Origin of the sequence: Streptomyces sp. NPDC006393, assembly GCF_040628575.1 — a bacterium.
In the GTDB taxonomy this organism is placed as follows: domain Bacteria; phylum Actinomycetota; class Actinomycetes; order Streptomycetales; family Streptomycetaceae; genus Streptomyces.
In genome coordinates, this window is the sequence record NZ_JBEXZD010000021.1 from 35,220 (window position 1) to 60,067 (window position 24,848).

24 protein-coding genes are annotated in these 24,848 nt (G+C 71.8%); 7 read left to right on the plus strand and 17 right to left on the minus strand.

The features are described 5' to 3' along the window. Positions 1-10 precede the first annotated feature (10 nt). Positions 11-2,086, minus strand: a complete 2,076-nt coding sequence (locus ABZ484_RS12245) for an APC family permease (RefSeq protein ID WP_358865816.1) — start codon at positions 2,084-2,086, stop codon at positions 11-13. A gap of 463 nt (positions 2,087-2,549) precedes the next feature. Between ABZ484_RS12245 and ABZ484_RS12250 the strand changes: the two genes are divergently transcribed. Together ABZ484_RS12250 and ABZ484_RS12255 are read left to right on the plus strand one after the other, a co-directional pair. Continuing rightward, positions 2,550-3,221, plus strand: coding sequence for a TrkA family potassium uptake protein (locus ABZ484_RS12250; protein ID WP_028424335.1), 672 nt, complete (start codon positions 2,550-2,552; stop codon positions 3,219-3,221). Beyond that, the gene (locus tag ABZ484_RS12255; RefSeq protein ID WP_358865817.1) at positions 3,221-3,898 is read left to right on the plus strand and encodes a TrkA family potassium uptake protein; all 678 of its coding nucleotides are present in this window, start codon (positions 3,221-3,223) and stop codon (positions 3,896-3,898) included. The genes ABZ484_RS12250 and ABZ484_RS12255 overlap by 1 nt, the downstream gene beginning before the upstream one ends. Before the next feature lie 133 nt (positions 3,899-4,031). Here the strand turns inward: ABZ484_RS12255 and ABZ484_RS12260 are convergent, their stop codons facing one another. The 8 genes from ABZ484_RS12260 to ABZ484_RS12295 all read right to left on the minus strand — a co-directional run bounded on the left by ABZ484_RS12260 (position 4,032) and on the right by ABZ484_RS12295 (position 11,597). Continuing rightward, positions 4,032-4,808: a DUF3159 domain-containing protein gene (locus ABZ484_RS12260; protein ID WP_358865818.1), complete on the minus strand. Its 777-nt coding sequence runs from the start codon at positions 4,806-4,808 to the stop codon at positions 4,032-4,034. A 3-nt stretch (positions 4,809-4,811) separates the two neighbouring features. After that, positions 4,812-5,210, minus strand: coding sequence for an OB-fold nucleic acid binding domain-containing protein (locus tag ABZ484_RS12265; protein ID WP_358865819.1), 399 nt, complete (start codon positions 5,208-5,210; stop codon positions 4,812-4,814). 58 nt (positions 5,211-5,268) lie between these two features. Continuing rightward, positions 5,269-5,955, minus strand: coding sequence for a response regulator (locus ABZ484_RS12270; protein WP_358865820.1), 687 nt, complete (start codon positions 5,953-5,955; stop codon positions 5,269-5,271). After that, positions 5,952-8,603 (minus strand): sensor histidine kinase KdpD, encoded by a 2,652-nt coding sequence (locus tag ABZ484_RS12275; protein WP_358865821.1) that lies wholly within the window; start codon positions 8,601-8,603, stop codon positions 5,952-5,954. The genes ABZ484_RS12270 and ABZ484_RS12275 overlap by 4 nt, the downstream gene beginning before the upstream one ends. A gap of 162 nt (positions 8,604-8,765) precedes the next feature. Next, entirely contained in the window at positions 8,766-9,458 is a 693-nt protein-coding gene (locus tag ABZ484_RS12280; protein WP_358865822.1) for an ABC transporter ATP-binding protein, read from the minus strand. Between the two features lie 198 nt (positions 9,459-9,656). Next, a complete protein-coding gene (locus ABZ484_RS12285) occupies positions 9,657-10,427 on the minus strand; it encodes a DUF3710 domain-containing protein (RefSeq protein ID WP_358865823.1) in 771 nt (256 codons plus the stop codon). 1 nt (position 10,428) lies between these two features. Continuing rightward, positions 10,429-11,007 carry a dUTP diphosphatase gene (gene dut, locus ABZ484_RS12290; protein ID WP_358865848.1) on the minus strand — a complete coding sequence of 193 codons (579 nt, stop codon included), beginning with the start codon at positions 11,005-11,007 and terminating at the stop codon, positions 10,429-10,431. 5 nt (positions 11,008-11,012) lie between these two features. Further along, positions 11,013-11,597 (minus strand): PaaI family thioesterase, encoded by a 585-nt coding sequence (locus ABZ484_RS12295; protein ID WP_358865824.1) that lies wholly within the window; start codon positions 11,595-11,597, stop codon positions 11,013-11,015. Between the two features lie 57 nt (positions 11,598-11,654). On the opposite strand from ABZ484_RS12295, the gene ABZ484_RS12300 reads away from it, so the two are divergent. Next, a complete protein-coding gene (locus tag ABZ484_RS12300) occupies positions 11,655-12,128 on the plus strand; it encodes a DUF3093 domain-containing protein (protein WP_358865825.1) in 474 nt (157 codons plus the stop codon). Positions 12,129-12,216: 88 nt separating this feature from the next. On the opposite strand, the gene ABZ484_RS12305 is transcribed toward ABZ484_RS12300, so the two are convergent. From ABZ484_RS12305 to ABZ484_RS12320, 4 genes are all read right to left on the minus strand, one after another. Further along, positions 12,217-13,239, minus strand: coding sequence for a hypothetical protein (locus tag ABZ484_RS12305; RefSeq protein WP_358865826.1), 1,023 nt, complete (start codon positions 13,237-13,239; stop codon positions 12,217-12,219). Positions 13,240-13,252: 13 nt separating this feature from the next. Continuing rightward, complete coding sequence (locus ABZ484_RS12310; RefSeq protein WP_003997302.1) at positions 13,253-13,549, minus strand: DUF4193 domain-containing protein; 297 nt, start codon at positions 13,547-13,549, stop codon at positions 13,253-13,255. A gap of 404 nt (positions 13,550-13,953) precedes the next feature. Beyond that, a complete protein-coding gene (locus tag ABZ484_RS12315) occupies positions 13,954-15,186 on the minus strand; it encodes a HAMP domain-containing sensor histidine kinase (protein WP_358865827.1) in 1,233 nt (410 codons plus the stop codon). Positions 15,187-15,192: 6 nt separating this feature from the next. Next, positions 15,193-15,846 carry a response regulator transcription factor gene (locus ABZ484_RS12320; RefSeq protein WP_028424348.1) on the minus strand — a complete coding sequence of 218 codons (654 nt, stop codon included), beginning with the start codon at positions 15,844-15,846 and terminating at the stop codon, positions 15,193-15,195. Positions 15,847-16,295: 449 nt separating this feature from the next. On the opposite strand from ABZ484_RS12320, the gene ABZ484_RS12325 reads away from it, so the two are divergent. Continuing rightward, positions 16,296-16,469, plus strand: a complete 174-nt coding sequence (locus ABZ484_RS12325) for a hypothetical protein (protein WP_181446635.1) — start codon at positions 16,296-16,298, stop codon at positions 16,467-16,469. A gap of 123 nt (positions 16,470-16,592) precedes the next feature. On the opposite strand, the gene ABZ484_RS12330 is transcribed toward ABZ484_RS12325, so the two are convergent. Both ABZ484_RS12330 and ABZ484_RS12335 read right to left on the minus strand, forming a co-directional pair. Next, on the minus strand, positions 16,593-17,423 hold the full coding sequence (locus ABZ484_RS12330; RefSeq protein WP_358865828.1) for an inositol monophosphatase family protein: 831 nt from the start codon (positions 17,421-17,423) through the stop codon (positions 16,593-16,595). An 8-nt stretch (positions 17,424-17,431) separates the two neighbouring features. After that, entirely contained in the window at positions 17,432-18,559 is a 1,128-nt protein-coding gene (locus ABZ484_RS12335) for a ferrochelatase (RefSeq protein WP_358865829.1), read from the minus strand. Positions 18,560-18,726: 167 nt separating this feature from the next. On the opposite strand from ABZ484_RS12335, the gene ABZ484_RS12340 reads away from it, so the two are divergent. Continuing rightward, the gene (locus tag ABZ484_RS12340; protein ID WP_358865830.1) at positions 18,727-19,965 is read left to right on the plus strand and encodes an MFS transporter; all 1,239 of its coding nucleotides are present in this window, start codon (positions 18,727-18,729) and stop codon (positions 19,963-19,965) included. Beyond that, a complete protein-coding gene (locus ABZ484_RS12345; RefSeq protein WP_358865831.1) occupies positions 19,925-21,253 on the plus strand; it encodes a D-arabinono-1,4-lactone oxidase in 1,329 nt (442 codons plus the stop codon). Before ABZ484_RS12340 ends, ABZ484_RS12345 begins: the two co-directional genes overlap by 41 nt. Here the strand turns inward: ABZ484_RS12345 and ABZ484_RS12350 are convergent. Then, entirely contained in the window at positions 21,177-22,022 is an 846-nt protein-coding gene (locus tag ABZ484_RS12350) for a hypothetical protein (RefSeq protein ID WP_358865832.1), read from the minus strand. The genes ABZ484_RS12345 and ABZ484_RS12350 overlap by 77 nt on opposite strands. A 499-nt stretch (positions 22,023-22,521) precedes the next feature. Between ABZ484_RS12350 and sepH the strand changes: the two genes are divergently transcribed. Next, the gene (gene sepH, locus ABZ484_RS12355) at positions 22,522-23,565 is read left to right on the plus strand and encodes a septation protein SepH (RefSeq protein ID WP_358865833.1); all 1,044 of its coding nucleotides are present in this window, start codon (positions 22,522-22,524) and stop codon (positions 23,563-23,565) included. A gap of 391 nt (positions 23,566-23,956) precedes the next feature. On the opposite strand, the gene ABZ484_RS12360 is transcribed toward sepH, so the two are convergent. Continuing rightward, positions 23,957-24,808: a sulfurtransferase gene (locus ABZ484_RS12360; protein ID WP_358865834.1), complete on the minus strand. Its 852-nt coding sequence runs from the start codon at positions 24,806-24,808 to the stop codon at positions 23,957-23,959. Between the last annotated feature and the right edge of the window lie 40 nt (positions 24,809-24,848).

Here is a 24,848-nt window from a genome sequence, read left to right on the forward strand (position 1 = left end):
CCGGCCTGCCTCAGTCCTTGCCCGAAGAGGACGAAGGCGCCGAAGACGCCGAAGGCTCCTTGGGCCGCACCACGGCCGGCCCGCGCCGGACCGCACCCGGGGCGTTCCAGTCCTGCCGCTTGCGGGCCCGGTCCCGGGCGGCCTCGGAGGACACCAGCTGGTACGGCACCGAGGTCACCATGACGCCCGGGGTGAACAGCAGCCGGCCCTTCAGGCGCAGGGCGCTCTGGTTGTGCAGCAGGTGCTCGTACCAGTGGCCGACGACGTACTCGGGGATGATCACCGAGACCGCGTCGCGCGGGGACTGGCTGCGCAGGCTCTTGACGTACTCGATGACCGGCCGCGTGACCTCGCGGTACGGGGAGTCGAGCACCTTCAGCGGTACGTCGATGCCGCGCCGCTCCCACTCCTCGCGCAGCGCCTTGGTCTCCGCCGGGTCGACGTTGACGGTGAGCGCCTCCAGGGTGTCCGAGCGCATCAGCTTGGCGTACGCCAGCGCCCTCAGGGTGGGGCGGTGGATCTTGGAGATGAGGACGACGGAGTGGACGCGGGAGGGGCGGACGCTGTCGTCGCTCGGGCCCTCCGGTGCGGCGATCTCCTCGGAGACGCGGTCGTAGTGCTTGCGGATCGCCGTCATCGTCGCGAAGAAGATGCACATGCCGAGCAGGGCCACCCAGGCGCCGTGCGTGAACTTGGTGAGGAGGACCACGACCAGCACCAGACCGGTGAGGCAGGCGCCGAAGGCGTTGATGGCCCGCGAGCGGATCATGTGGCGCCGCTTGGCCTGGTCCTTCTCGGTGGCCAGGTGGCGGTTCCAGTGCCGGACCATGCCGGTCTGGCTGAGCGTGAAGGACACGAACACACCGACGATGTACAGCTGGATCAGCCGGGTGGAGTCGGCGCCGTAGATGACCGTGAGCAGGGTCGCGGCGCCCGCGAGCAGCACGATGCCGTTGGAGAACGCCAGGCGGTCGCCGCGGGTGTGCAGCTGGCGGGGCAGGTAGCGGTCCTGGGCGAGGATCGAGCCGAGGAGGGGGAAGCCGTTGTACGCCGTGTTCGCGGCGAGGAACAGCACCAGGGCGGTGGCGGCGGCCAGGACGACGAACAGGAAGCTGCCCTTGCCGAACACGGCCTCGGCGACCTGGGAGATCACCGGGTTCTGGACGTATCCGGAGCCGACCGGGACGCCGTTGTGGAGCAGGTCGGTGGCCGGGCTCTCGGCCATGCGGACGTTCGTCGACGCGGCGAGGGCGATGATGCCGCAGAACATCGTCACGGCCAGCAGGCCCATCATCGCCAGCGTGGTCGCCGCGTTCTTGGACTTGGGCTTGCGGAAGGCCGGAACGCCGTTGGAGATCGCCTCGACACCGGTGAGCGCGGCGCAGCCGGAGGAGAAGGCGCGCAGGAGCAGGAAGATCAGCGCGAATCCCGCGAGCCCCTGGTGTTCGGCCTTGATGTGGTAGTCCGCCGTCGGCGCCCGCATGGTGTCGCCGAGGACCAGCCCGCGGAACGCGCCCCACAGGATCATGACGAAGACGCCGGCGACGAAGACGTACGTCGGGATCGCGAACAGCGTGCCCGACTCCTTCACCCCGCGCAGGTTCATCAGCGTCAGCAGCACGATGACGATGACCGCGCACAGCACCTTGTGCTCGACGACGAACGGGATCGCGGAGCCGAGGTTCTCGATGCCGGAGGAGATCGAGACGGCCACGGTCATGACGTAGTCGACGAGCAGCGCGCTGGCCACCGTCAGGCCCGCCTTGGGGCCGAGGTTGGTGGTCGCCACCTCGTAGTCGCCGCCACCGCTGGGATAGGCGTGCACGTTCTGCCGGTAGGAGGCCACCACCGTGAACATCAGCACGACCACCGCGGCCGCGATCCACGGGCTGAAGTGGTACGCCGACACGCCCGCGATGGACAGGACCAGCAGCACCTCCCCGGGCGCGTACGCCACGGAGGACAGCGGGTCGGAGGCGAAGACGGGGAGTGCGATGCGCTTCGGCAGAAGGGTCTCCCCCAGCCGGTCGCTGCGCAGTGCGCGCCCGATCAGAATCCGTTTGGGCACGTCGGTCAGTTTGGACACAACAGAGGATCGTAAGGCTTCGAACAGGAGGTCGCCCACCTGCCACCCGAGATCTGCCTCACGAGTGAAATCGGGGGCCGCGAGCGTTACGGATTCCGCAGGTGAGGGCGCGGCCGTGCCTAGATGACGGAACTTGACTGAACTCTGCCGATTCCGGCCCGTTCGACCGTCCCCGCCCGACCCCCCGGAGGTCCCATGCCCCCGACCGCGGAGCTGATCGGCGCCGCCGCGACGCTGCTCGGCCTCGGATTCCTCACCCTGTGCAGCGTGCGCAGCATCACTCGGCGCCCGCCCGCCGAAGCGGAACAGGTCCCTCGGCCGGGGCCGGCGGGGGCGCGGTCGCCGAGATCCGTCCGCGATGCGGCCGGGGGGTGCCGGGCCCGTACCGCCCATGTGTAGCTTGTCCCTCTGTCTGAGACCCTGATGGGGCTGAGAAGTAGCTGTTGACACCGGAAGGACGGTCGTGCACATCGTCATCATGGGCTGCGGGAGAGTGGGTTCCGCTCTCGCCCAGACCCTGGAGCAACAGGGGCACACGGTCGCCGTGATCGACCAGGACCCCACCGCCTTCCGCCGACTGGGTCCCGGGTTCGGCGGTCGCCGGGTCACCGGGATCGGCTTCGACCAGGACACCCTGCGCGAGGCGGGGATCGAGGAGGCGGGCGCCTTCGCCGCCGTCTCCAGCGGCGACAACTCCAACATCATCTCCGCGCGGGTGGCCCGGGAGATGTTCGGCGTGGAGAACGTCGCGGCCCGGATCTACGACCCCCGCCGCGCCGAGGTCTACCAGCGCCTGGGCATCCCGACCGTGGCCACGGTGCGCTGGACGGCCGACCAGATGCTGCGCCGGCTGCTGCCCTCGGGCGCGGAGCCGCTGTGGCGCGACCCCACCGGCGGGGTGCAGCTCGCCGAGGTGCACGCCTCCCCGAAGTGGGTCGGCCACAAGATCAGCAAACTGCAGGAGGAGACGGGCGTCCGCGTGGCGTTCCTGACCCGCCTCGGCGAGGCGATCCTGCCGTCCTCGCAGACGGTGCTGCAGGAGGGCGACCTCGTGCACGTGATGATGCGGACGGACGACGTGGAGAAGGTCGAGGCGGCGTTCGCCGAGGGCCCCGAAGAGGAGAGCGGTCACTGATGAGGGTCGCCATTGCCGGTGCCGGCGCGGTCGGTCGCTCGATCGCGGGCGAGCTGCTGGAGAACGGCCACGAGGTCCTTCTCGTCGACAAGGCGCCGACCGCGATCTCGGTCGAGCGCGTTCCGCAGGCCGAGTGGCTGCTGGCCGACGCCTGTGAGATCACGTCCCTGGACGAGGCGGCGCTGCAGCGCTGCAACGTCGTGATCGCCGCGACGGGCGACGACAAGGTGAACCTGGTCGTCTCCCTGCTGGCGAAGACGGAGTACGGCGTGCCGCGCGTCGTGGCCCGGGTGAACAACCCGAAGAACGAGTGGCTGTTCAACGAGGCGTGGGGCGTGGACGTCGCCGTGTCCACTCCACGTCTGATGTCCGCCCTGGTCGAGGAGGCGGTGAGCGTCGGCGACCTGGTGCGCCTGCTCCGCTTCAGCCACGGCGACGCCAACCTGGTGGAGCTGACCCTGCCGGAGGAGTCGGCGCTGGCCGGCACGCAGGTCGGCGAGGTCCAGTGGCCCCAGGACACGTCCCTGGTCACCATCATCCGCGGCAACCGCGTCCTCACCCCGTCCCAGGAGGACTCCCTGGAGGTGGGCGACGAACTGCTGTTCGTGGCCGCGCAGGCCCGCGAGGGCCAGCTGGAGGACCTGCTGTCGGTGCGGCGGGAGGACGCCGAGGACTGAGTCCGCCAGGTTGTGACGGGTCGCGGAGACGTCACGACGTGAAGGGAAGGGGCGCCCGGAGATCTCCGGGCGCCCCTTCCCTTTCACTTTCCGCTCAGCCGTCCAGCCGTGCAGCCGTGCAGCCGCTCAAGGGCTAGCGGCGGTGGCGGCCGCCGCCGGGGCTGCTCGATCCGCCCGGGGTGTCGCCGCGCTCGGCCGCCAGGGCGGCCTTGCGCTCCTCCTCGGCCTTCTCCTCCGCCTCCATCTCCGCGAACACGTCGATGGGAGCGGGAGCCTTGGCCAGGAAGAGCCAGGTCAGGTACACCGCCAGCAGGAACGGCGGGATCTTGAGGATGATCAGGACCCAGCCGAGCTGCGTCGTGTCCGCCCACCAGTACAGCGGGAAGAGGATCGCGCACTTCGCGAGCAGGATCAGGCCCCAGGCCCAGCTGGCCTTCGCGTACGCCTTCTTGCGGCCCGGGTTGCGGGTGCGCCAGGAGAGGTTCTCCTTGAAGACCGGGCCGAGGATCAGGCCGATCAGCGGGACGCCGGCGAGCGTGGTGACGATGTAGGCGAGGCCCAGGCCCAGCGTGTAGAGCATGCCCGGCAGGTAGAAGTCCTTGGCGTTGCCGGTCATCATCGCGAAGACCACACCGAACGCCACGCCGAAGACGCCGCTGAAGGCGTGCTTGACGGTGTCCCGCATCGCCAGCCGGACCGCGACCAGCACCACGGAGACCACGAGCGCGGCGATCGCCGACCAGTGCAGGTCCTTGTTGATCGTGTAGATGGTGACGAAGAGCAGGCCGGGCAGGACGGTCTCGACCATCCCCCGCACCCCGCCGAACGCCTCGAACAGCGCGGCCTCCGTCACCGCCCTCGCCTCGTCGCCGGCGGTATTCTCTTCGGTCGGCTTGTCGAGTGACGTCACGGGCTACTCCCGTCCGAGGGGTCGCAGTTCGTACTTGGGGTTGAACAGCACCCGGCGGCCCCGGCTCATCGAGATCCGGCCCGATGCGATCAGCTTGCGCCCCGGTTCTATCCCGACGATGGAGCGCCTGCCGAGCCAGACCACGTCCAGTGCGGCGGAGCCGTCGAACAGCTCGGCCTCCAGTGCCGGCACGCCCGCGCGCGGACGCAGGGTGACCGTGCGCAAGGTACCAGTAACGGTGACGATCTGCCGGTCGTGGCAGTCACCGATCCGCGTACAGCCCGCGGTGTCGGCGTCCTCCCGCAGCTCCTCGGACTCCAGGTCCTCCTGCGAGGAGGAGAGCCGGTCGAGCATGCGCCGGAACCGGCCGGCCGGCTTTTCGGAACGAGGAACAGCACTCATATCTGAAGCGTACCGGTGCACACCGACAGCGCCGTAACCCCGCTCACCCCGGCCGTCCTCACCGTTCGAATCGGTAGCCCATCCCGGGCTCGGTCACGAAGTGCTTGGGGTGCGACGGGTCGGCCTCCAGCTTCCGGCGCAGCTGGGCCATGTACACGCGCAGGTAGTTGGTCTCCGTCCCGTACGACGGCCCCCACACCTCCTGGAGCAGCTGCTTCTGGCTGACCAGGCGGCCGGTGTTGCGCACCAGCACCTCCAGCAGGTGCCATTCGGTCGGCGTCAGCCGCACGTCCTTGCCGCCCCGGTTGACCTTCTTCGCGGTCAGGTCGACGGTGAACCCCTCCGTCTCCACCGTCGTCACGTCGTCCTCGCCGGTCCCCACGGGTTCGGCCCGGCGGACGGCGGCGCGCAGCCGGGCGAGCAGCTCGTCCATGCCGAAGGGCTTGGTGACGTAGTCGTCGGCGCCCGCGTCCAGCGCCTCCACCTTCTCGTCGGAGGAGTGCCGCGCGGACAGCACCAGGATCGGCACCCGGGTCCAGCCGCGCAGTCCCCGGATCACCTCCACACCGTCCATGTCGGGCAGGCCCAGGTCGAGGACGACCACGTCGGGGTGGCGGGAGGCGGCCAGGTCGAGGGCGGTCCGGCCGTCGGGTGCGGCGTCGACCTCGTACTTGCGTGCCTTGAGGTTGATCACGAGGGCGCGCACGATCTGCGGCTCGTCGTCGACCACCAGCACCCTGGTCATGAAGCCTGCCTTTCTGCGTGTACGGGGCTGTGCGCGCCCTCGGGGCGATACGTCTCGGAGCGCGTCCCGGAGCGCGTCCCGGAGCGCGTCCCGGAGCGCGTCTCGGAGCGCGTCTCGGAGCGGTACGTCCCCTGGGGGCGCGCCTCGGGGCCGGCGTCGGCCGCACGGAGGCTGAGGACCATGGTGAGGCCGCCGCCGGGCGTGTCCTCGGCGGTGAGGGTGCCGTTCATGGCCTCGGCGAAGCCGCGGGCGACCGCCAGGCCGAGGCCCACGCCCGCTCCGCGCGGGGCGTCACCGTGCCGCTGGAAGGGCTCGAAGATGCGGTCCTTGGCCTCGTCCGGCACGCCGGGACCGCGGTCGACGACGCGGACCTCGACCCGGTCGGCGATGGCGCTGGCGGACACCAGGACCGGTTCGTCCGGCGGACTGTACTTCACCGCGTTCTCCACGACGTTGGCCATCGCGCGCTCCAGGAGCCCGGCGTCCACGGCGACCATCGGCAGCGTCTCGGGGACGTCCAGGGTCACGCTGTCCTCGGGCACTCCGCCGAGCGCCATCGGCACCACCTCGTCGAGGTCGATCTCGCGGATCAGCGGGGTGACGGTGCCCGTCTGCAGGCGGGACATGTCCAGCAGGTTGCCGACCAGGTGGTCCAGCCGGTCGGCGCCGTCCTCGATGCCTTCGAGGAGTTCGGCACGGTCCTCCTCGGACCACTCGACGTCCTCCGACCTGAGCGAGGAGACCGCCGCCTTGATCCCGGCCAGGGGCGTGCGCAGGTCGTGGCTGACGGCGGCGAGCAGCGCGGTGCGGATGCGGTTGCCCTCGGCGAGGGCGCGAGCCCGGTCGGCCTCCTCCCGCAGGCGCCGGCGGTCCAGGACGACGGCGGCCTGGGCTGCGAAGGCGGCCAGCACCCGGCGGTCGGAGGCGGGCAGCACGCGTCCGGTCAGGGCCAGCGCCATGTGATCGCCGACGGGCATGTCCACGTCCGCGTCCTCCGGGCGCGCCGGCGGCCCTCCCGTGCCGACCCGCCCGGCGCACGTCCAGGGGTCCACCTCGCCCCGTCGCTCCAGCAGTGCCACCGACTCCATGGCGAAGGTCTCGCGGACCCGCTCCAGCAGCGCCTCCAGGCTGGTCTCGCCGCGCAGGACGCTGCCCGCGAGGAAGGACAGTATCTCCGCCTCGGCACGCAGCCGGGCGGCCTGGTGGGTGCGGCGCGCCGCGAGGTCCACCACGGACGCCACCGACACCGCGACCCCGACGAAGATCACGATGGCGACGATGTTCTTGGGGTCGGCGATGGTGAGCCGGTGCAGCGGCGGTGTGTAGAAGTAGTTCAGCAGGAACGATCCGACGGCTGCCGAGGCCAGCGCCGGCAGCAGCCCGCCCAGCAGGGCCGCCGCCACCGTCACGGTGAGGAACAGCAGCATGTCGTTGGCCAGGCCCAGGTCCACGCCGTTGAGCAGCAGCGCGAGGACCACCGGTGCCACGAGGGCCATCACCCAGCCGGAGACGATCCGGGCCCGGCCGAGCCGGGCGCCGCGGGCCACGGGCAGTCCGCGGCCCTTGGCGACCTCCCCGTGGGTGACGATGTGCACGTCCAGGTCGGGGCCCGACTCGCGGGCCACGGTGGCGCCGACTCCCGGCCCGAACACGTACTGCCAGGTCTTGCGGCGCGAGGAGCCCAGCACGATCTGGGTGGCGTTGACCCCGCGGGCGAAGTCGAGCAGCGCGGCCGGTATGTCGTCGCCGACGACGTGGTGGAAGGTGCCGCCGAGATCCTCCGCGAGGGTGCGCTGGAGGGTCAGCTCCTTGGGCGAGGCGGCGGTCAGTCCGTCGCTGCGGGCGACGTAGACGGCCATGACCTCGCCCCCGGCGCCCTTCTCGGCCAGGCGCGCCGCCCGGCGGATCAGGGTGCGGCCCTCGGGGCCGCCGGTCAGACCCACCACGATCCGCTCGCGGGAACCCCAGATCTTCGACACCTGGTGCTCGCTGCGGTAGCGCTGCAGGTACTCGTCGACCCGGTCGGCCACCCAGAGCAGGGCGAGCTCGCGCAGGGCCGTGAGGTTGCCGGGCCGGAAGTAGTTGGACAGGGCCGCGTCGACCTTGTCGGGTGTGTAGATGTTGCCGTGCGCCATGCGGCGGCGCAGCGCCTCCGGTGACATGTCGACCAGCTCGATCTGGTCCGCCCGGCGTACGACCTCGTCGGGGACGGCCTCCCGCTGCGGAGTCCCGGTGATCGACTCGACGACGTCGCCGAGGGACTCGAGGTGCTGGATGTTGACCGTGGAGATGACGTCGATCCCGGCCGCGAGCAGCTCCTCGACGTCCTGCCAGCGCTTGGCGTTGCGCGAGCCGGGGACGTTGGTGTGGGCGAGGTCGTCCACCAGGGCCACCTCGGGGCGCCGGGCGAGCACCGCGTCCACGTCCATCTCGGTGAACGTGCCTCCCCGGTACCCGATCTCCTTGCGCGGCACCTGCTCCAGGCCGTGCAGCAGCACCTCGGTGCGCGGCCGGCCGTGGTGCTCCACGAAGGCGACCACGCAGTCGGTGCCGCGCTCGATGCGGCGGTGTGCTTCGGAGAGCATCGCGTAGGTCTTGCCGACGCCCGGTGCCGCGCCGAGGTAGATCCGGAGCTTGCCGCGTCCCATGGCCTCCATTGTCTTCCCGTCACAGGTGTGCACGCAGCGTCGACCTTACGGCCATCAATCCCGGCAAAAGGTGCCGGGCGGGGACGGGAACCCGTCTTTGACGCAACTCTGACGCCCGGGGAAGCGACTCGGCTGGACGCGGGGCTCGGTCGAGCCGGCGGCTCAGTGCTCGACTATCTCGCCGTCGCGGAGCTCCAGCACCCGGTCGGCGAGGTCCAGGAGGGCCAGGTCGTGCGTGGCGACGAGGGCGGTCACCTGCTGGCTGTGGACGACGGCGCGCAGCAGCTCCATCACGGCGAGGCCGGTCTCCGCGTCCAGCTGGCCCGTCGGCTCGTCGGCTATCAGCAGGGCGGGGTCGTTGGCCAGCGCGCGGGCTATGGCGACGCGCTGCTGCTGGCCGCCGGAGAGCTCGCCGGGCCGCTGCCTGGCGTGGTCGGCCAGGCCGACGAGGGACAGCAGCAGCTCCACACGCTGCTCCCGCTCCCGCGGGTCGGCGCGCCGCAGGCGCATCGGCACCCCGACGTTCTCGGCGGCCGTCAGGATGGGGATGAGCCCGAAGGACTGGAAGACGAAGCCGATGCGGTCCCTGCGGAGGGCGAGCAGCCCGTCCTCGCCCAGCTCGGAGAGGTCGCGGCCGTCGACGTGGACGCTGCCCCGGTCCGGCTCGTCGAGGCCGCCCACGATGTTGAGCAGGGTGGTCTTGCCGGAGCCGGAGCGACCCTTGAGGGCCACGAGTTCGCCCCGCGGCACCTCGAAGGAGACCCCGCGCAGGGCGTGCACGGCGGACGCCGCCTGCCCGTAGGACTTGTGGACGTTCTCGACGCGCACCATGGTCTCGGTGACGACCTGGCTCATGTGCCCTCCCCGCTCTGCTCCCCCGTGGACCGTGCGCCAGTATCACGACCGGCACCCGCCCCTTCAATCCCTCGGTCCGACAACGCACGGCGCCCCTCGGTGGTTCCGTACGAAGGTCTTTCGTCCCGGAGACCGTCGCACGGTCCCCGCACACGGCGAAGGGCCGCACCCCGAGGAGTGCGGCCCCCGCGTGGCCGTTCAGCGCACCTCGGTGATCTCCGGGCCGCGCTGCAGTTGTCCCATGCCGCCCGCGAAGCGGGACTGGCCCTCGTCCTGCTGGACGCCCTCGGGCACCATCTGGGCGTCGTTCGGCAGCTTCAGGACGATCGGGTCGCGAGGTGCCATCGGGCCCTCGCCGCGGACCACGACCGTGTCCCTGAAGATCTGCTCGAGCAGTCCGGCCGCCTGCGGCTGCACCGCGCCCTGTCCCGAGATCACCCCGCGCAGGAACCAGCGGGGGCCGTCCACACCGACGAACCGTACGACCTGGAAGCCGCCGGTGCCGTCCGGCAGCTGGACCGGCACCTGGGCGCGCAGCTCCCAGCCCAGCGGTCCTTCGACCTCGTCGACGATGCCGCCCTGCTGGGTGATGCCGGTGGCGATCTCCTCGCGCACCTCGCCCCAGATGCCCTCGCGCTTGGGCGCGGCGAAAGCCTGGAGCTGGACGGCGCTGTCCCGCAGGACGACGGTCGCCGCGACGATCGCGTCGCCCGCGACCTCCACCCGCAGCTCCATGCCGTCGACACCCGGTACGAACAGACCCCCGAGGTCCACCCGGCCCTCGCCCGGGTCACGCACCTCGGAGCTGTCCCAGGGCCCGTCGGGCCGCGGTTCGGGCTCGAGCCTCACCCGCTCGCGCTCGGCCTCTTCCTCCGCTTCGTCCGCCTCGGTGTCGACGCTGTCGACGACCTGCTCGGCCTCGCCGGCCGCGTCCTCGGCGGCACCCTTCTTCTTGCGACGTCCGAACACGTCACTGTCCTTCCCGGTCGGATACGACCGAAGCGTATCGATTCCCACCCGCCTGACCGCCCATGGCGGCCCGACCGCTTGTGCCGCTCACGCCGTCCACCGCGGCGTGGCCACCGGTGGACCCGAAGCCCCCCTCGGCCCGCGCCGAGTCGGGAAGTTCCGCCACCTCCTGGAAGCGGACCCTCTCGACCTGCTGGACGACCAGTTGGGCAATCCGGTCGAAGCGCTCGAACCGCACGGACTCGCGCGGGTCGAGATTCACCACGATCACCTTGATCTCCCCACGGTACCCGGCATCAACCGTCCCCGGGGCATTCACGAGGGCGACACCGCACCGGGCGGCGAGGCCGGAACGTGGGTGCACGAAGGCCGCGTACCCCTCGGGGAGCGCGACAGACACTCCGGTGGGCAGTACGGCCCGCTCCCCGGGCGCCAGTTCGCAGGCCACGGTGGTGCGCAGATCGGCACCCGCGTCACCGGGGTGCTCGTAGGCCGGAAGCGGTACGTCGGGGTCGACGCGCCGGATCAGCACGTCCAGGGGGTCACGGCCGCCGGGATTCGCCGGGCTCACGGGACTCACAGGGCTCACGGGTTCACCTCGAAGGCGCGGGCCCGGCGCACCTGGTCCGGGTCGTTCATGGCGGCCTGGATCTCCGCCTCGCGGCCGTGCTGGACGAAGTGATCGACCTTCACCTCGATGAACAGGGCCTCCGCGCGGACCGCGACCGGCCCCTTCGGGCCGCCGACGCGGCCGGTGGCCCTCGAGTAGATCTTCCGGCCCGCCACCGCGGTGACCTCGGCCTCCAGATACAGCGTGGTGCCGACGGGCACCGGCCGCACGAAGTCGGTCTCCAGCCGTCCGGTGACGGCGATGGTCCGCAGCAGCCAGTTCAGCGAGCCCAGCGTCTCGTCCAGGGCGGTCGCGAGGACCCCGCCGTGGGCGAGGCCCGGCGCGCCCTGGTGGGCGGGCTGCACGGTGAACTCGGCGGTGATGCTGACGCCGTCCCCGGCCCGGGCCTGGAGGTGCAGCCCGTGCGGCTGCAGACCGCCACACCCGAAACACTCGCCGTAGTGCGCGCCGAGGAGTTCGCCGGGCGCGGGGGCGTCGGGATGCCGCACGGGTCGCACGGCGTCGGCGGGGGGCTGAAGAGCTGCGGAACTACCACTCACAGGCGCAGACCTTACCCGCGCCCGAAGCCGTCGCCGACATCGTGCCAAGCTAGCTTCATGCAGCTCTCCGCCCAGCCGTACGAAGAACGTCTCACCGCGCCCCGCTCCTGGTGGCTGATCAGCTTCCTCGTCGGTGTCTCGTGTGCCCTGATCCTGCTCCCCTTCGGCACGCTGCCGATGCTCGGCGGCCTGGTCGGCGGCACCGCCGTCGCGGCGATCACGGCCAGCTCCTACGGCTCCGTACGCATTCGTGTCGTGGGCGGCTCGCTGATCGCGGGCGAGGCGAAGGTGCCGGTCACGGCGCTGGGCGAGGCGGAGATCCTGGACGCGGAGGAGGCACGCGCCTGGCGCACCCACAAGGCGGACACCCGCGCCTTCCTGCTGCTGCGCGCCTACATCCCCACCGCGCTGCGCGTGGAGGTCACCGACCCGGACGACCCGACGCCGTACCTGTACCTGTCGACGCGTGAGCCGCAGCGCCTGGCGGAGGCCCTGCGGGCGGCGCGGGCGGCGGCGCCCGGGGCCGCGTAGGCGGCCTCGCCGGGTCCCGGCCGGGTCCTCGTCAGAGGTCCTCGCCGGAGGCGCACCGTGGGCGCGCCGGGGGCGCGCAGGGCGTGATTCAGCGCCGGCGGTGCTCGCCGTCTCCCGTGGCGTCGTCGCCGGTCCCGCTCGCGTCGTCACCGGTCCCGGTGGCGTCCTGAGTGGTTCCGGTGGTGCCCGCCACCGGCAGCGGGTTCTCGGGAGTCTCCAGGGGCGGCAGCGCGGTCAGGTCGTCCCAGGGGACCTGGATCTTGCGCAGGTCCGCGCGGACGCGGGCCGCGAGCTTCTTGGTGTCGCGCCGGTTGATGACGGCGCCGACGGCCGCGCCCACCAGGAACGGCATCAGGTTCGGCAGGTCCCGCACCATGCGCTTCATGATCTGCTGGCGCAGCTGACGCTTCATGTGGCCACCGAGGGCCGTGTCGATCGTCGACGGCTTCATCGCGTCGATCCCGCGCTCCCCCGACCAGGAGGACAGATACGCGGTACTGCGGACCTTCAGGTTGCCGGGGGGCCGCACCCCGTACACCTCGTGGAGTTCGGCGATCAGCTTGAGCTCGATCGCCGCGACTCCGGTGATCTCCGTGGCCAGTTCGGTCGGCATCGCGGGCGGCACCGGCAGCATCGCGGCGGCGCCGATCCCCGCTCCGATCGTCGAGGTCCCGTTGGCCGCTCCCGCCACCAGCCTGTCCGCGAGCTGCTCGGGCCCGAGACCCGGGAACTGCCGGCGGAGCGTGGCGAGATCGCGTACGGGGACCCGTGGGGCGATGTCGATGATGCGGTCGGCGAGGTGGCCCAGTGCCGCCCTGGCGCGGCTCCCGCTCTTGCGGACGCCGGTCCTGGCGGCCTCCCGGGCTCTGCTGCGGATCGCGGCGGCCCGCCGTCGGGCGACGGGCGCGCCCCCTTCCGCCGCGGCGCCGGGGTCGTCGCCGCGGACCTGCTCGAGCGAGGCCGATCCCGTCGATGCCGTGGCATCGGTCCGGTCGGACGGACGGGAAGGGCCTCGCTCGTGGTCACGCGCGCCGTTGGGGCCGTCGTGCGGCCCCGAGTCCGCTCCCCTGCGGGGGAAGCGGCGCTTCCAAGGAGGGGTCGAGCCGGTCACGGCCGACCCCGCCTCAGTCGCAGTCGCGGCAGATCGGCTGGCCGTTCTTCTCACGGGCCAGCTGACTGCGGTGGTGCACCAGGAAGCAGCTCATGCAGGTGAACTCGTCCTGCTGCTTGGGCAGTACCCGGACGGCCAGCTCCTCATTGGAGAGGTCTGCCCCGGGCAGCTCAAGGCCTTCGGCGGCCTCGAACTCGTCGACGTCCACGGAGGAGGTCGACTTGTCGTTCCGCCGAGCCTTCAGCTCTTCCAGGCTGTCCGAGTCGACGTCGTCGTCGGTCTTGCGTGGGGTGTCGTAATCGGTTGCCATGTCGCTCTCCCCCTCTGGGTGTCTGCGGTGTCTCCAGCGCACGTAACGCGTGAGAGGCCGGACTTGTGCCCGCCTCGAGGCGGAGATTTTGCCTCACATCAAGGTCTGTTACTCAATCGACACCCAACCGGACTCCTCAAGAGTGATCGGCTTGGATGGCGATGGGGACCGTACACGGTTCGATTGGCGCAGTTCAAAGCGGTCTCACCGTGTACTTCCCGTGATCAGGACCCTTGAAAACCCGGACTTTCCCGGCTTTTCAGCCCTCCTCATGATCACGCAGAGTAGATGGCCGGAAATCCGCGCATGTGATCGATCACACAGGAGACGACCGCCACGGGTGCCCGAAAATTCCGCGCAAAGCGAACATCCTTCGGGGATGGCGCCAACGCCGGGCCATGATCTCAGACCGGCAGGGTGACACGCATCACGAGCCCGCCTCCCTCACGTGGCTGGGCCGAGATGTGGCCGCCGTGCGCCCGCGCCACCGAGCGCGCGATCGACAGGCCCAGTCCGACGCCCTTGTCACTGCCGGTGCGCTCGGTCCGCAGCCGTCGGAACGGCTCGAAGAGGTTGTCGATCTCGTACGCCGGAACGACCGGCCCGGTGTTCGTGACCACCAGCACCGCCTGGCCGTGCTCGACGTCCGTGTCGACCTCGACCCAGCCCTCTTCCGCCACGTTGTACTGGACCGCGTTCTGCACCAGGTTCAGCGCGATCCGCTCCAGCAGCACACCGTTGCCCTGGACCACGGCGGGCTTGCGCGCGCCGCGGATCTCGACACCCTTGGCCTGCGCCTCCCCGTGCACCTGATCGATGGCCTGCGTGGCCACCTCGGCCAGGTCCACCGGCTTGCGCTCGACGATCTGGTTGTCGCTGCGTGCGAGCAGTAGCAGGCCTTCGACGAGCTGCTCGCTGCGCTCGTTGGTGGCCAGCAGCGTCTTGCCGAGCTGCTGGAGCTCCACCGGGGCGTTCGGGTCGGACAGATGCACTTCCAGGAGGGTGCGGTTGATCGCCAGCGGTGTGCGCAGCTCGTGCGACGCGTTGCCGACGAAGCGCTGCTGGGCGGTGAAGGCCCGCTGCAGCCGCTCCAGCATGTCGTCGAACGTGTCCGCGAGCTCCTTCAGCTCGTCGTCCGGGCCGTCCAGCTCGATCCGCCGGGACAGGTCGGAGCCGGCCACCGCGCGGGCGGTCCGGGTGATCCGGCCGAGCGGCGACAGGACGCGGCCCGCCATGGCGTAGCCGAAGGCGAAGGCGATCACCGCGAGTCCCAGCAGGGCGAGCAGCGAGCGGCTCAGCAGGTCGTCCAGGGCGTGCTGACGCTGCTGGTTCACACACGCGTTCATGGCGCTGTTGAACTCGCTGGGCGAGGCCTTGTCCGGGAAATTGCAGATCGAACTGGTGACACTGCCCTCGACGATCTTGAAGGGCAGCTCGCTGCCTGCATTGAGCGCCTGGGCGGCCAGCAGGTAGATGATCGACAGCAGCAGGATGCCCGCGATCAGGAACATGCCGCCGTACAGCAGCGTCAGCCGTATCCGGATGGTGGGGCGCAGCCACGGAAAGGGCGGCTCCGGCCTTCTGGGGTCCCACGTGGGCTTGGGGGGCGCCTGGGGCGGCGCGGGTGTCGCGGCCACGGCGGATCAGATCCGGTAGCCGGAGCCGGGCACGGTGACGATCACCGGGGGCTCGCCCAGCTTGCGGCGCAGGGTCATCACGGTGACGCGCACGACGTTGGTGAACGGGTCCGTGTTCTCGTCCCAGGCCTTCTCCAGCAGCTGCTCGGCCGAGACGACCGCGCCCTCGCTGCGCATGAGGACCTCCAGAACGGCGAACTCCTTCGGCGCCAGCTGGACCTCCCTGCCGTCGCGGAAGACCTCGCGGCGGTTGGGGTCCAGCTTGATCCCGGCCCGCTCCAGAACGGGCGGCAGGGGCACGCTGGTGCGCCGGCCGAGGGCACGCACGCGTGCCGTGAGCTCGCTGAACGCGAACGGCTTGGGCAGGTAGTCGTCGGCGCCGATCTCCAGGCCCTCCACCCGGTCGCTGACGTCGCCCGACGCGGTGAGCATCAGCACGCGCGTGGGCATGCCGAGCTCGACGATCTTGCGGCAGACGTCGTCGCCGTGCACCAGCGGGAGGTCGCGGTCGAGGACGACCACGTCGTAGTCGTTGACGCCGATGCGCTCCAGGGCGGCCGCACCGTCGTACACGACGTCGACGGCCATGGCCTCCCGGCGCAGTCCGGTGGCCACCGCATCGGCGAGCAGCTGCTCGTCCTCGACGACGAGTACGCGCACGTCGCTTGTCCTTCCTGTGTCCACCCGCGTGACGCCGCTCGGGCGCACGCGGGCAGGGGCCTTCATGGGTGTGTGCCTCCATCCTGCCCTTTTCGGCCATAAGTCGGCTGTAAGCCGGGGAGACGGCGGCCCGCGGACCGGGCGTGCGGGGCGTGAGGGCCGGGCGCGAGAGGGATGAAGGGTCCGGGAATGCCGAAGTTTCTTCCGTGGTTCAGGTTTCCGCGGGAGGGAGCCGGGGGAGGACGGCTTTACACCCCGCGATCACGCTCTGCATGTGCCGCACGACCATGCGGTACCCCGCGATCGGCTTCCGCAGAGTGGGCGTGGGTGTCCGGCACCGTCGCCGCCCAGCAGGGGCAGCGCTGGGCACCTACTGGAGACGTGATCGTCCCTTCCGAACGGCACACCCCCGTGCCACCGACCCACGACCCAGGACGAGGGGGCGCAGCATGGACGCATTCACCGCAGGACTTCTGCAGCGCATAAAGGCGACCGAGTCCGACCTGACGCGGGCTCGTGACGAGGGCGACGACTTCCTCGTCGAGGTGGAGCTGGGCGAACTCGACGACCTGCGCCGCCTCGCCGCCGAACACGGTGTGGAGGTCGGCGTGTCCGGCGTCTGATCCGCGTGTGGTCGAGCGACCGCACACGAACGGGACCCCCGGCGTTCGACGCCGGGGGTCCCGTTGTGCTCGCGCTGCGGGAGCGCCGTGGGGGCCTGGGCGCCCCGTGGGCGAACGAGCCGCCTAGACGCCGCCGTGCCCGTCGTGCCAGGCGCCGAAGTCCTCCAGGAGGTTCTGGAGGGGCTCGAAGACCCCCGGACTCGCCGCGACCGTCAGGCCGCGGGACAGGCGTTCTCCGGGGCGGCCGCCGGTGCGGGCGCCGGCCTCGCGGGCGATCAGGTCGCCCGCGGAGTAGTCCCAGGGGTTCAGGCCGCGCTCGTAGTAGCCGTCGAGGCGGCCCACCGCCACGTCGCACAGGTCGATCGCGGCCGAGCCGCCGCGCCGGATGTCGCGCACCAGCGGGATCAGGCGGCGGGCGACGTCGGCCTGGTGGGCGCGGACCTCGGCGACGTAGTTGAAGCCGGTGGAGATCAGGGCCTGGTCCAGGGGCGGTGCGGGGCGGCAGGCCAGCTTGCGCTCCCCGGCCCAGGCACCGGTGGCCCAGGCGCCCCGGCCGCGCACCGCGTGGAACGTCTCGCCGCGCATGGGAGCCGTCACGACTCCGACGACCGGTTCGCCGTCCTGCTCGGCCGCGATGGAAACGGCCCAGGTGGGCAGGCCGTAGAGGTAGTTCACCGTGCCGTCGAGCGGGTCGATCACCCAGCGGACGCCGCTGGTGCCCTCGATGGAGGCGCCCTCCTCGCCGAGGAAGCCGTCGTCGGGGCGCCGGTCGGAGATGAGGCCGGTGATCAGCTTCTCGGCGGCGATGTCCATCTCGGTGACGACGTCGATCGGGCTGGACTTGGTGGCGGCGACCGCGAGGTCTGCCGGGCGGCCGTCCCTGAGCAGCGCGCCCGCGCGCGCGGCGGCCTGGAGGGCGAGCTGGAGCAGTTCGGTGTGCAGGGAGTCGGTCACGGTGCTCCTCACGCGTACGGGCTGTCGGTGCCCGCGGCGGCGGGGCGGGGGGCGCGGGCCGGGCAGCAGCCCACCGGGCAGACGTCGTGGCTCGCCCCGAGGGTCCCCAGGGCGCACGGCGTGACCTTCCGGCCACGCTCCGCCGCGGCGCGCTCCAGGATCAGGTCGCGGACCGCGGCGGCGAACCTCGGGTCGGCGCCGACCGTGGCCGAGCGGCGCACCGGCAGGCCCAGCTCCTCGGCCTTGGCCTTGGCCTCCGTGTCGAGGTCGTAGAGGACCTCCATGTGGTCGGAGACGAAGCCGATGGGCGCCATGACGACCGCGGGGGCGCCTTCGGTGTGGCGGTCCTCCAGGTGGTCGCAGATGTCGGGTTCCAGCCACGGGATGTGCGGGGCGCCGGAGCGGGACTGGTAGACGAGCTGCCAGGGGTGGTCGACGCCGGTGCGCTCGCGGACCGCGTCGGCGATCAGCCGGGCCACGTCCAGGTGCTGGCGGACGTAGGCTCCGCCGTCGCCGTGGTCGCCGGCGGGGCCGGAGGTGTCGGCCGCCGAGGTCGGGATCGAGTGGGTGGTGAAGGCGATGTGGGCGCCGTCGCGGACGTCCTCGGGGAGGTCGGCGAGGGATTCCAGCACACCGTCGATCATGGGTTCGACGAAGCCGGGATGATTGAAGTAGTGCCGCAGCTTGTCGATCCCGGGCAGCTCCAGGCCCTCGGCCTCCAGGGCGGCCAGCGAGTCGGCGAGGTTCTCGCGGTACTGGCGGCAGCCCGAGTAGGAGGCGTAGGCGCTGGTGGCCAGGACCAGGATGCGGCGGCGGCCGTCACGGACCATGTCCCGCAGGGTGTCGGTGAGATACGGCGCCCAGTTGCGGTTGCCCCAGTAGACCGGCAGGTCCAGGCCGTGGTCGGCGAAGTCCTTGCGGAGGGCGTCCAGCAGGGCGCGGTTCTGGTCGTTGATCGGGCTGATCCCGCCGAACAGGAAGTAGTGCTGCCCGACTTCCTTCAGGCGTTCCTTCGGGATGCCGCGCCCGCGTGTCACGTTCTCCAGGAACGGGACCACGTCGTCCGGCCCCTCCGGGCCGCCGAACGAGAGCAGGAGCAGGGCGTCGTACGGGGTGGCATCGAGCGCGTCTGGCATGTCTCGATCCTGCCACCCGGGGCTGACAGCCGGGATCCCGACCCGCATGGCGTGCGCGTCGGGGCCGTTTCATATGCGTGTGCGACGGGGCTGCCGAATCCGTAAGCTGTATCGGCTACCTACGCGCCTTACCGCAGCCCCGCCTAACCGCACCCCGGAGACCTCCCGTGCCCAGCCCCTACCGCGCCCTGTTCGCCGCCCCAGGCTCCAAGGGCTTCTCCGCCGCGGGGTTCATCGGCCGCATGCCGCTGTCGATGATGGGCATCGGCGTGGTCACGATGATCTCCCAGCTCACCGGGCGCTACGGGCTGGCGGGCGCGCTGTCGGCCACCATCGCGCTGGCCGCCGCCGGACTCGGGCCGCAGATCTCGCGGCTCGTCGACCAGTACGGGCAGCGCCGCGTGCTGCGGCCGGCCACGCTGGTCGCGCTGAGCGCGTCGGCGGGGCTGCTGCTCGCCGCGTACTTCCGGTGGCCGGACTGGGTGCTGTTCCTGTGCGCCGCCGGGATCGGTTCGGTGCCGTCCCTGGGCGCGATGGTCCGTGCGCGCTGGGCGGCGCTGTACCGGGGGACCCCGCAACTGCACACCGCCTATTCGTTCGAGTCGGTCGTCGACGAGGTCTGCTTCATTTTCGGACCGATCGTCTCCATCGGTCTGTCCACGGCCTGGTTCCCGGAGGCGGGGCCGCTGCTCGCCGCGTGCTTCCTGGCCGTGGGGGTCTTCTGGCTGACCTCGCAGGGGGCCACCGAGCCGAAGCCCCACCCGCGCGAACACCACAGCGGCGGCTCGGCTCTGCGCTCGCGCGGGCTTCAGGTGCTGGTGGGCACGTTCGTGGCCACGGGGTCGATCTTCGGCGCGGTCGACGTGGTCACCGTGGCGTTCGCCGACGAGCGGGGGCACAAGGGTGCGGCGAGCGTCGTGCTCGCGGTGTACGCGGCGGGCTCCTGCACGGCGGGCGTGCTCTTCGGCCTGCTGCGGCCGTCCGGGGCGCCCGCCCGCCGCTGGGTGCTGGGCATATGTGCGATGGCCGTGAGTATGATCCCCCTCCTACTGGTCGGAAACCTGCTGTTTCTGGCCGTGGCGCTGTTCGTCGCGGGCCTGTCCGTCGCTCCCACCATGATCACGACGATGGCCCTCGTCGAGGAGCACGTACCACGCGCGCACCTGACCGAGGGCATGACCTGGGTGAGCACCGGCCTCGCGGTCGGGGTCGCGTTCGGTTCGTCGGTGGCCGGCTGGGTGATCGACGCGGCCGGCGCGCGGGCCGGGTACGGGGTGCCGGCGGTGTCCGGGGCCGTCGCGGTCGCGGTGGGTTTCCTCGGGTACCGCCGGCTCAGCAGGCCGGCTCCGGGTCGGGGAGGCTCCGTTGAGCAGCACAGCGAGCGCGAAGAACGGCACGTGGCGTAACTGGGGCGGCAACGTCGGTGCCCGTCCCGCGCGGGAGGTCGCGCCCGCCTCGGTCGAGGAACTGGCGGCGGCGGTCCGGCGGGCCGCCGAGGACGGCCTGAAGGTGAAGGCCGTCGGCACCGGGCACTCCTTCACGTCCATCGCCGCCACCGACGGCGTCTTGATCCGCCCTCACCTGTTGACGGGCATCCGCACCATCGACCGCGACGCCATGACGGTCACGGTGGAGGCCGGCACGCCGCTCAAGAGGCTCAACATGGCACTCGCGCGCGAGGGCCTGTCCCTCACCAACATGGGCGACATCATGGAGCAGACGGTGTCCGGGGCGATCAGCACCGGCACCCACGGCACCGGCCGGGAGTCCGCGTCGATCGCCGCCCAGATCAAGGGCCTGGAGCTGGTCACGGCGGACGGCTCGGTGCTCTCCTGCTCCGACGAGGGGACCGAAGAGGAGCGCGCGGTCTTCGCGGCCGCGCGGATCGGCCTGGGCGCGCTGGGCATCGTCACGGCGATCACCTTCGCCGTCGAGCCGCTCTTCCTGCTCACCGCCCGCGAGGAGCCGATGCCCCTGGAGAAGGTGCTCGCCGAGTTCGACCAGCTCTGGGCGGAGAACGAGCACTTCGAGTTCTACTGGTTCCCGCACACCGGCAGCACCAACACCAAGCGCAACAACCGCAGTGCCGGCCCGGAGGCACCGGTGGGGCAGCTGGCGGGCTGGTTCGAGGACGAGTTCCTCTCCAACGGCGCCTTCCAGGTCGCCAACTGGGTGGGCCGCGCGGCGCCCGCCACCATCCCCGCGATCGCCCGGGTCTCCAGCCGGGCGCTGTCCGCGCGGACGTACACCGACATCCCCTACAAGGTCTTCACCTCCCCGCGCCGGGTGCGGTTCGTGGAGATGGAGTACGCCGTCCCGCGTGCGGCCCTGCCCGACACCCTGCGCGAGCTGAAGGAGATGGTGGACCGTTCCGGTCTGCGGGTGAGCTTCCCGGTGGAGGTGCGCACCGCGCCCGCCGACGACATCACCCTGTCCACCGCCTCGGGCCGGGAGAGCGCGTACGTCGCGGTCCACATGTTCCGGGGCACCCCCTACCAGCGGTACTTCACCACCGCGGAGCGGATCTTCACCGCGCACGAGGGCAGGCCGCACTGGGGCAAGGTCCACACCAGGGACGCGGAGTACCTCGCCGGGGTCTATCCGCGCTTCGGCGAGTTCACGGCGCTGCGGGACCGGCTGGATCCTGAACGCCTGTTCCAGAACGACTACTTGCGGAGGGTGCTGGGGTCGTAGCGGACGCGCTGGGCGCCGGGTCCGGGGCATCGGTTCCGGCCGTGCTCCCCGTCTCCGGGGTGCCGGTGCTCTCGCCGCCGCTGCCGGCGCCCGTGCCGGTGCCTCCGGTGGCGTCCGAGGTCGGCGCCGGGCTCACCGCCGTATCGCCGTCTCCGCCGCCGGAACCGTCCCCGCGCGGGGACGTCCCCTCACCGGTCCCGGCCGGCGCGGTCCGCGAGTCGGACGGAACCGGCGTCCGGTCCCCGGCCGGGCCGGACGGGGAGGACGGTGCGCGCCGGCCGGTCACGGCGTCACCGACCGTCGTGCCCTTCCCGCCGCTGAAGCTGTCGCCCGACACCAGTTCGTACGCGGTGATGCCGGCCATGGTGACCCCGAAGACAAGGGCGGCGGCGACCACGGGCCGCTTCCAGTTCCTGACGCGGGCCCGGTAGACGGTGCCGGGCGTGAACTCCCCCGGGGGCGGCGGTGTCGGGCCGCCGGGGACGGACGCCGGGACCGGCCTGGAGGCGACGGCCGTCGCGTCGCGCAGGTGTTCGCCGGTACGCCGGAAGAAGTGCTGGAAGACCGAGCCGCCGCAGGTGGCGATGACACTGACGACACCGGCCCCGAGGATCGTGCCGTAGACGCCGAAGTAGGAGGCCAGCTTCGCGGCCACCACCGCCGCGACGGCGCTGCCCGCGACCTGAGGCACGTTCAGGTCGATCCGCTTCCTCTTCGTCACCCCCTCACCCGCGCTCCGCACGCCACCGTTGTCGGGCCTTTCACGCATACCCGGACCTTGCCTGCCTCTCCCGTACATGATCGAGCACAGCCGAACCTTCGGGACGCGATCGGCCGACTGCACGAGAAAGGGACGTACGGACGAAACCGTTAGTTCCGTTTCTGGCGATTACGTGAAGTACGCCACGTTCATGATCGATGAAACCGGTCAGGGAGGACCAAGTCCCGTCCCTTGCCAGAAGTTGGGCGGCGCGCCAATCCACGCACGTGGTCCAAATGGAGTACTGTTGCGAGCCCTGGGTCCGGTCTCCCGCCAGGGTGTCCGGGGCCTTGCTGGACCGCCGGGAGGGGGCTGGTTGCACAGGGTGACGGAGTTGGTCACTGAGCGTTGTGAACAGGTAACCGTGCCATAACGGCGATCCAGGGCCCGCGCCCGACACGCCGGGCAACTCGGCAAGGTTGTGGCAGGCTGCACCCGGGCAGGCCACACTCGACTAGCGGAAGCAGCGACGCACGTGACGTCGGCAGGCACCACCCGGGAGGTCCCCATGCCCGAACTGCGTGTCGTGGCCGTCTCCAATGACGGCACACGGCTGGTGCTGAAGGCTGCGGACAGCACGGAGTACACGCTTCCGATCGACGAACGGCTCCGCGCCGCCGTGCGCGGCGACCGTCCTCGCCTCGGCCAGATCGAGATCGAGGTGGAGAGCCATCTCCGCCCCCGTGACATCCAGGCGCGTATACGAGCCGGTGCGACCGCGGAAGAGGTCGCCCAGCTCGCCGGCATCCCCGTGGACCGGGTGCGGCGCTTCGAGGGCCCCGTGCTCGCCGAGCGCGCCTTCATGGCCGAGCGGGCCCGCAAGACCCCGGTCCGCCGCCCCGGCGAGAACTCCGGCCCGCTGCTCGGCGAGGCCGTCCAGGAGCGGCTGTTGCTGCGCGGCGCCGAGAAGGACACCGTCCAGTGGGACTCCTGGCGCCGCGACGACGGCACCTGGGAGGTCCTGCTGGTCTACCGGGTCGCGGGCGAACCGCACTCGGCGAGCTGGACGTACGACCCGCCGCGACGCCTGGTGCAGGCCGTCGACGACGAGGCGCGCGCCCTGATCGGGGAGTCCGACGACCTCGGGGCCCCGGAGCCGAGCTTCCCGTTCGTGCCGCGCATCGCCCGGCTGCCGCGCGACCGCTCCTTCGACCGGGACCGTGACAGGGACCGGGAACGTCCCGCGCTGCCCGCGCAGGCGATGGAGCCGGCCGAGGAGAGCACGGGCGAACGCGACTCGCTGACCAGCCTGCTGGAGGCGGTGCCGAGCTTCCGCGGCGACCTCGTGGTGCCCGAGCGCGCGCCGGAACCCGCGGCGGAACCCGACCAGGAGGCGGCGGTGGAGGAACCACCCGCCCCCGCGGCCTCCGCCGGCGCCGGATCCGCCTACGCGGACGTGCTCATGCCGCGTTCCGTCGGCAGCCACCGCGACCGGCTCATCGGCGCCACCGACCGCCAGGCCGAGGCGGACGGCGTCCGGCCCGGCCGCCGCGCCGCCGTCCCGAGCTGGGACGAGATCGTGTTCGGCACCCGCCGCAAGAAGCAGGAGTAGGAGCAGCGACAGGCGGCGCGGGCGGCGCGCCGTACGACACGACACGAGGAGGAGGACGTCCCGCCCGGGCGCCCCTCCCCCTCCCGGCGCCCGCACGCCAGTCGGGGGTCCTTCGTTGGCCGCTCGCCACACCAGTCCGGCCATCCCTCGACCAGTCCGGCCATCCCTCGGACGACCCACCTCCGGCCCAGCACACCGCACACCCGGACCCGGTCAACCACGGGGCCGGGAAACCCTCCTTTCGGGGTGCCCGAACGCAGGCTCGGCCGACGGCCGGGCAGCCCTCCCGCTGTTGCCCGTGGACCCGTCCGGCCGCCCGGCCGTCCGGCCGTCCGGTCGTCTGATCGCACAGGTCGGACGGGCCGGACGGGCCGGACGGGCCGGACGATCGCTACTGCGGGTCCGGTCCGACCGCCACCGGGCGGGACGGGTCCGCGGACCACTCCGACCACGAGCCGACGTACAGGGCCGCCGGGATCCCCGCCACGGCCAGCGCCAGCGCCTCGTGCGCCGCGGAGACGCCCGAACCGCAGTAGACACCCACGTCCTTGCCGTCGGCCGCGCCCAGCGCCTTGAACCGCGCCTGGAGTTCCGCCGCGGGCAGGAAGCGCCCGTCCGAACCGACGTTCTCGTTCGTCGGCGCCGAGACCGCTCCCGGAATGTGGCCGCCCACCGGGTCGATCGGCTCGACCTCCCCGCGGTACCGCTCCCCCGCGCGCGCGTCGAAGAGCACCCCGGACCGGGCCAGCGCCGCGGCCCCGTCGGCGTCGAGCAGCGCCACGGCGCCCGGCGCCGGTGAGAAGTCGCCCTCGGCCGGCTCGGGCACCGCGGTCTCCAGCGGCCCCTCCCAGGCGGCCAGCCCGCCGTCCAGGACCCGGACGTCGGGGTGCCCCGTCCAGCGCAGCAGCCACCACGCTCGTGCCGCCGCCCAGCCCTGACCGCCGTCGTACACGACGACCGGCCGGCCGGCGAAGACCCCCGCACGGCGCATCGCGGCGCCGAACTCCTCGACGCCGGGCAGCGGATGACGGCCGTTCGGGCCCGGAGCAGAGGCCAGTTCGCGGTCCAGGTCGACGTAGACGGCTCCGGGGATGTGCCCGGACTCGTAGGCGGCGCGCCCGTCGAAGGGCGGCTCGCCGGCCGCCTTGGCCACGCTGAGCTGCCAGCGGACGTCGAGCAGCACCGGCGGGTTCGGCCCCGCCAGGGTGCTCGCCAGGTCGGATGCGGAGATGATGGCGTTCATGGTCACCATCCTCGCGCACGGGGTGGCCGCCGCGTCCAGG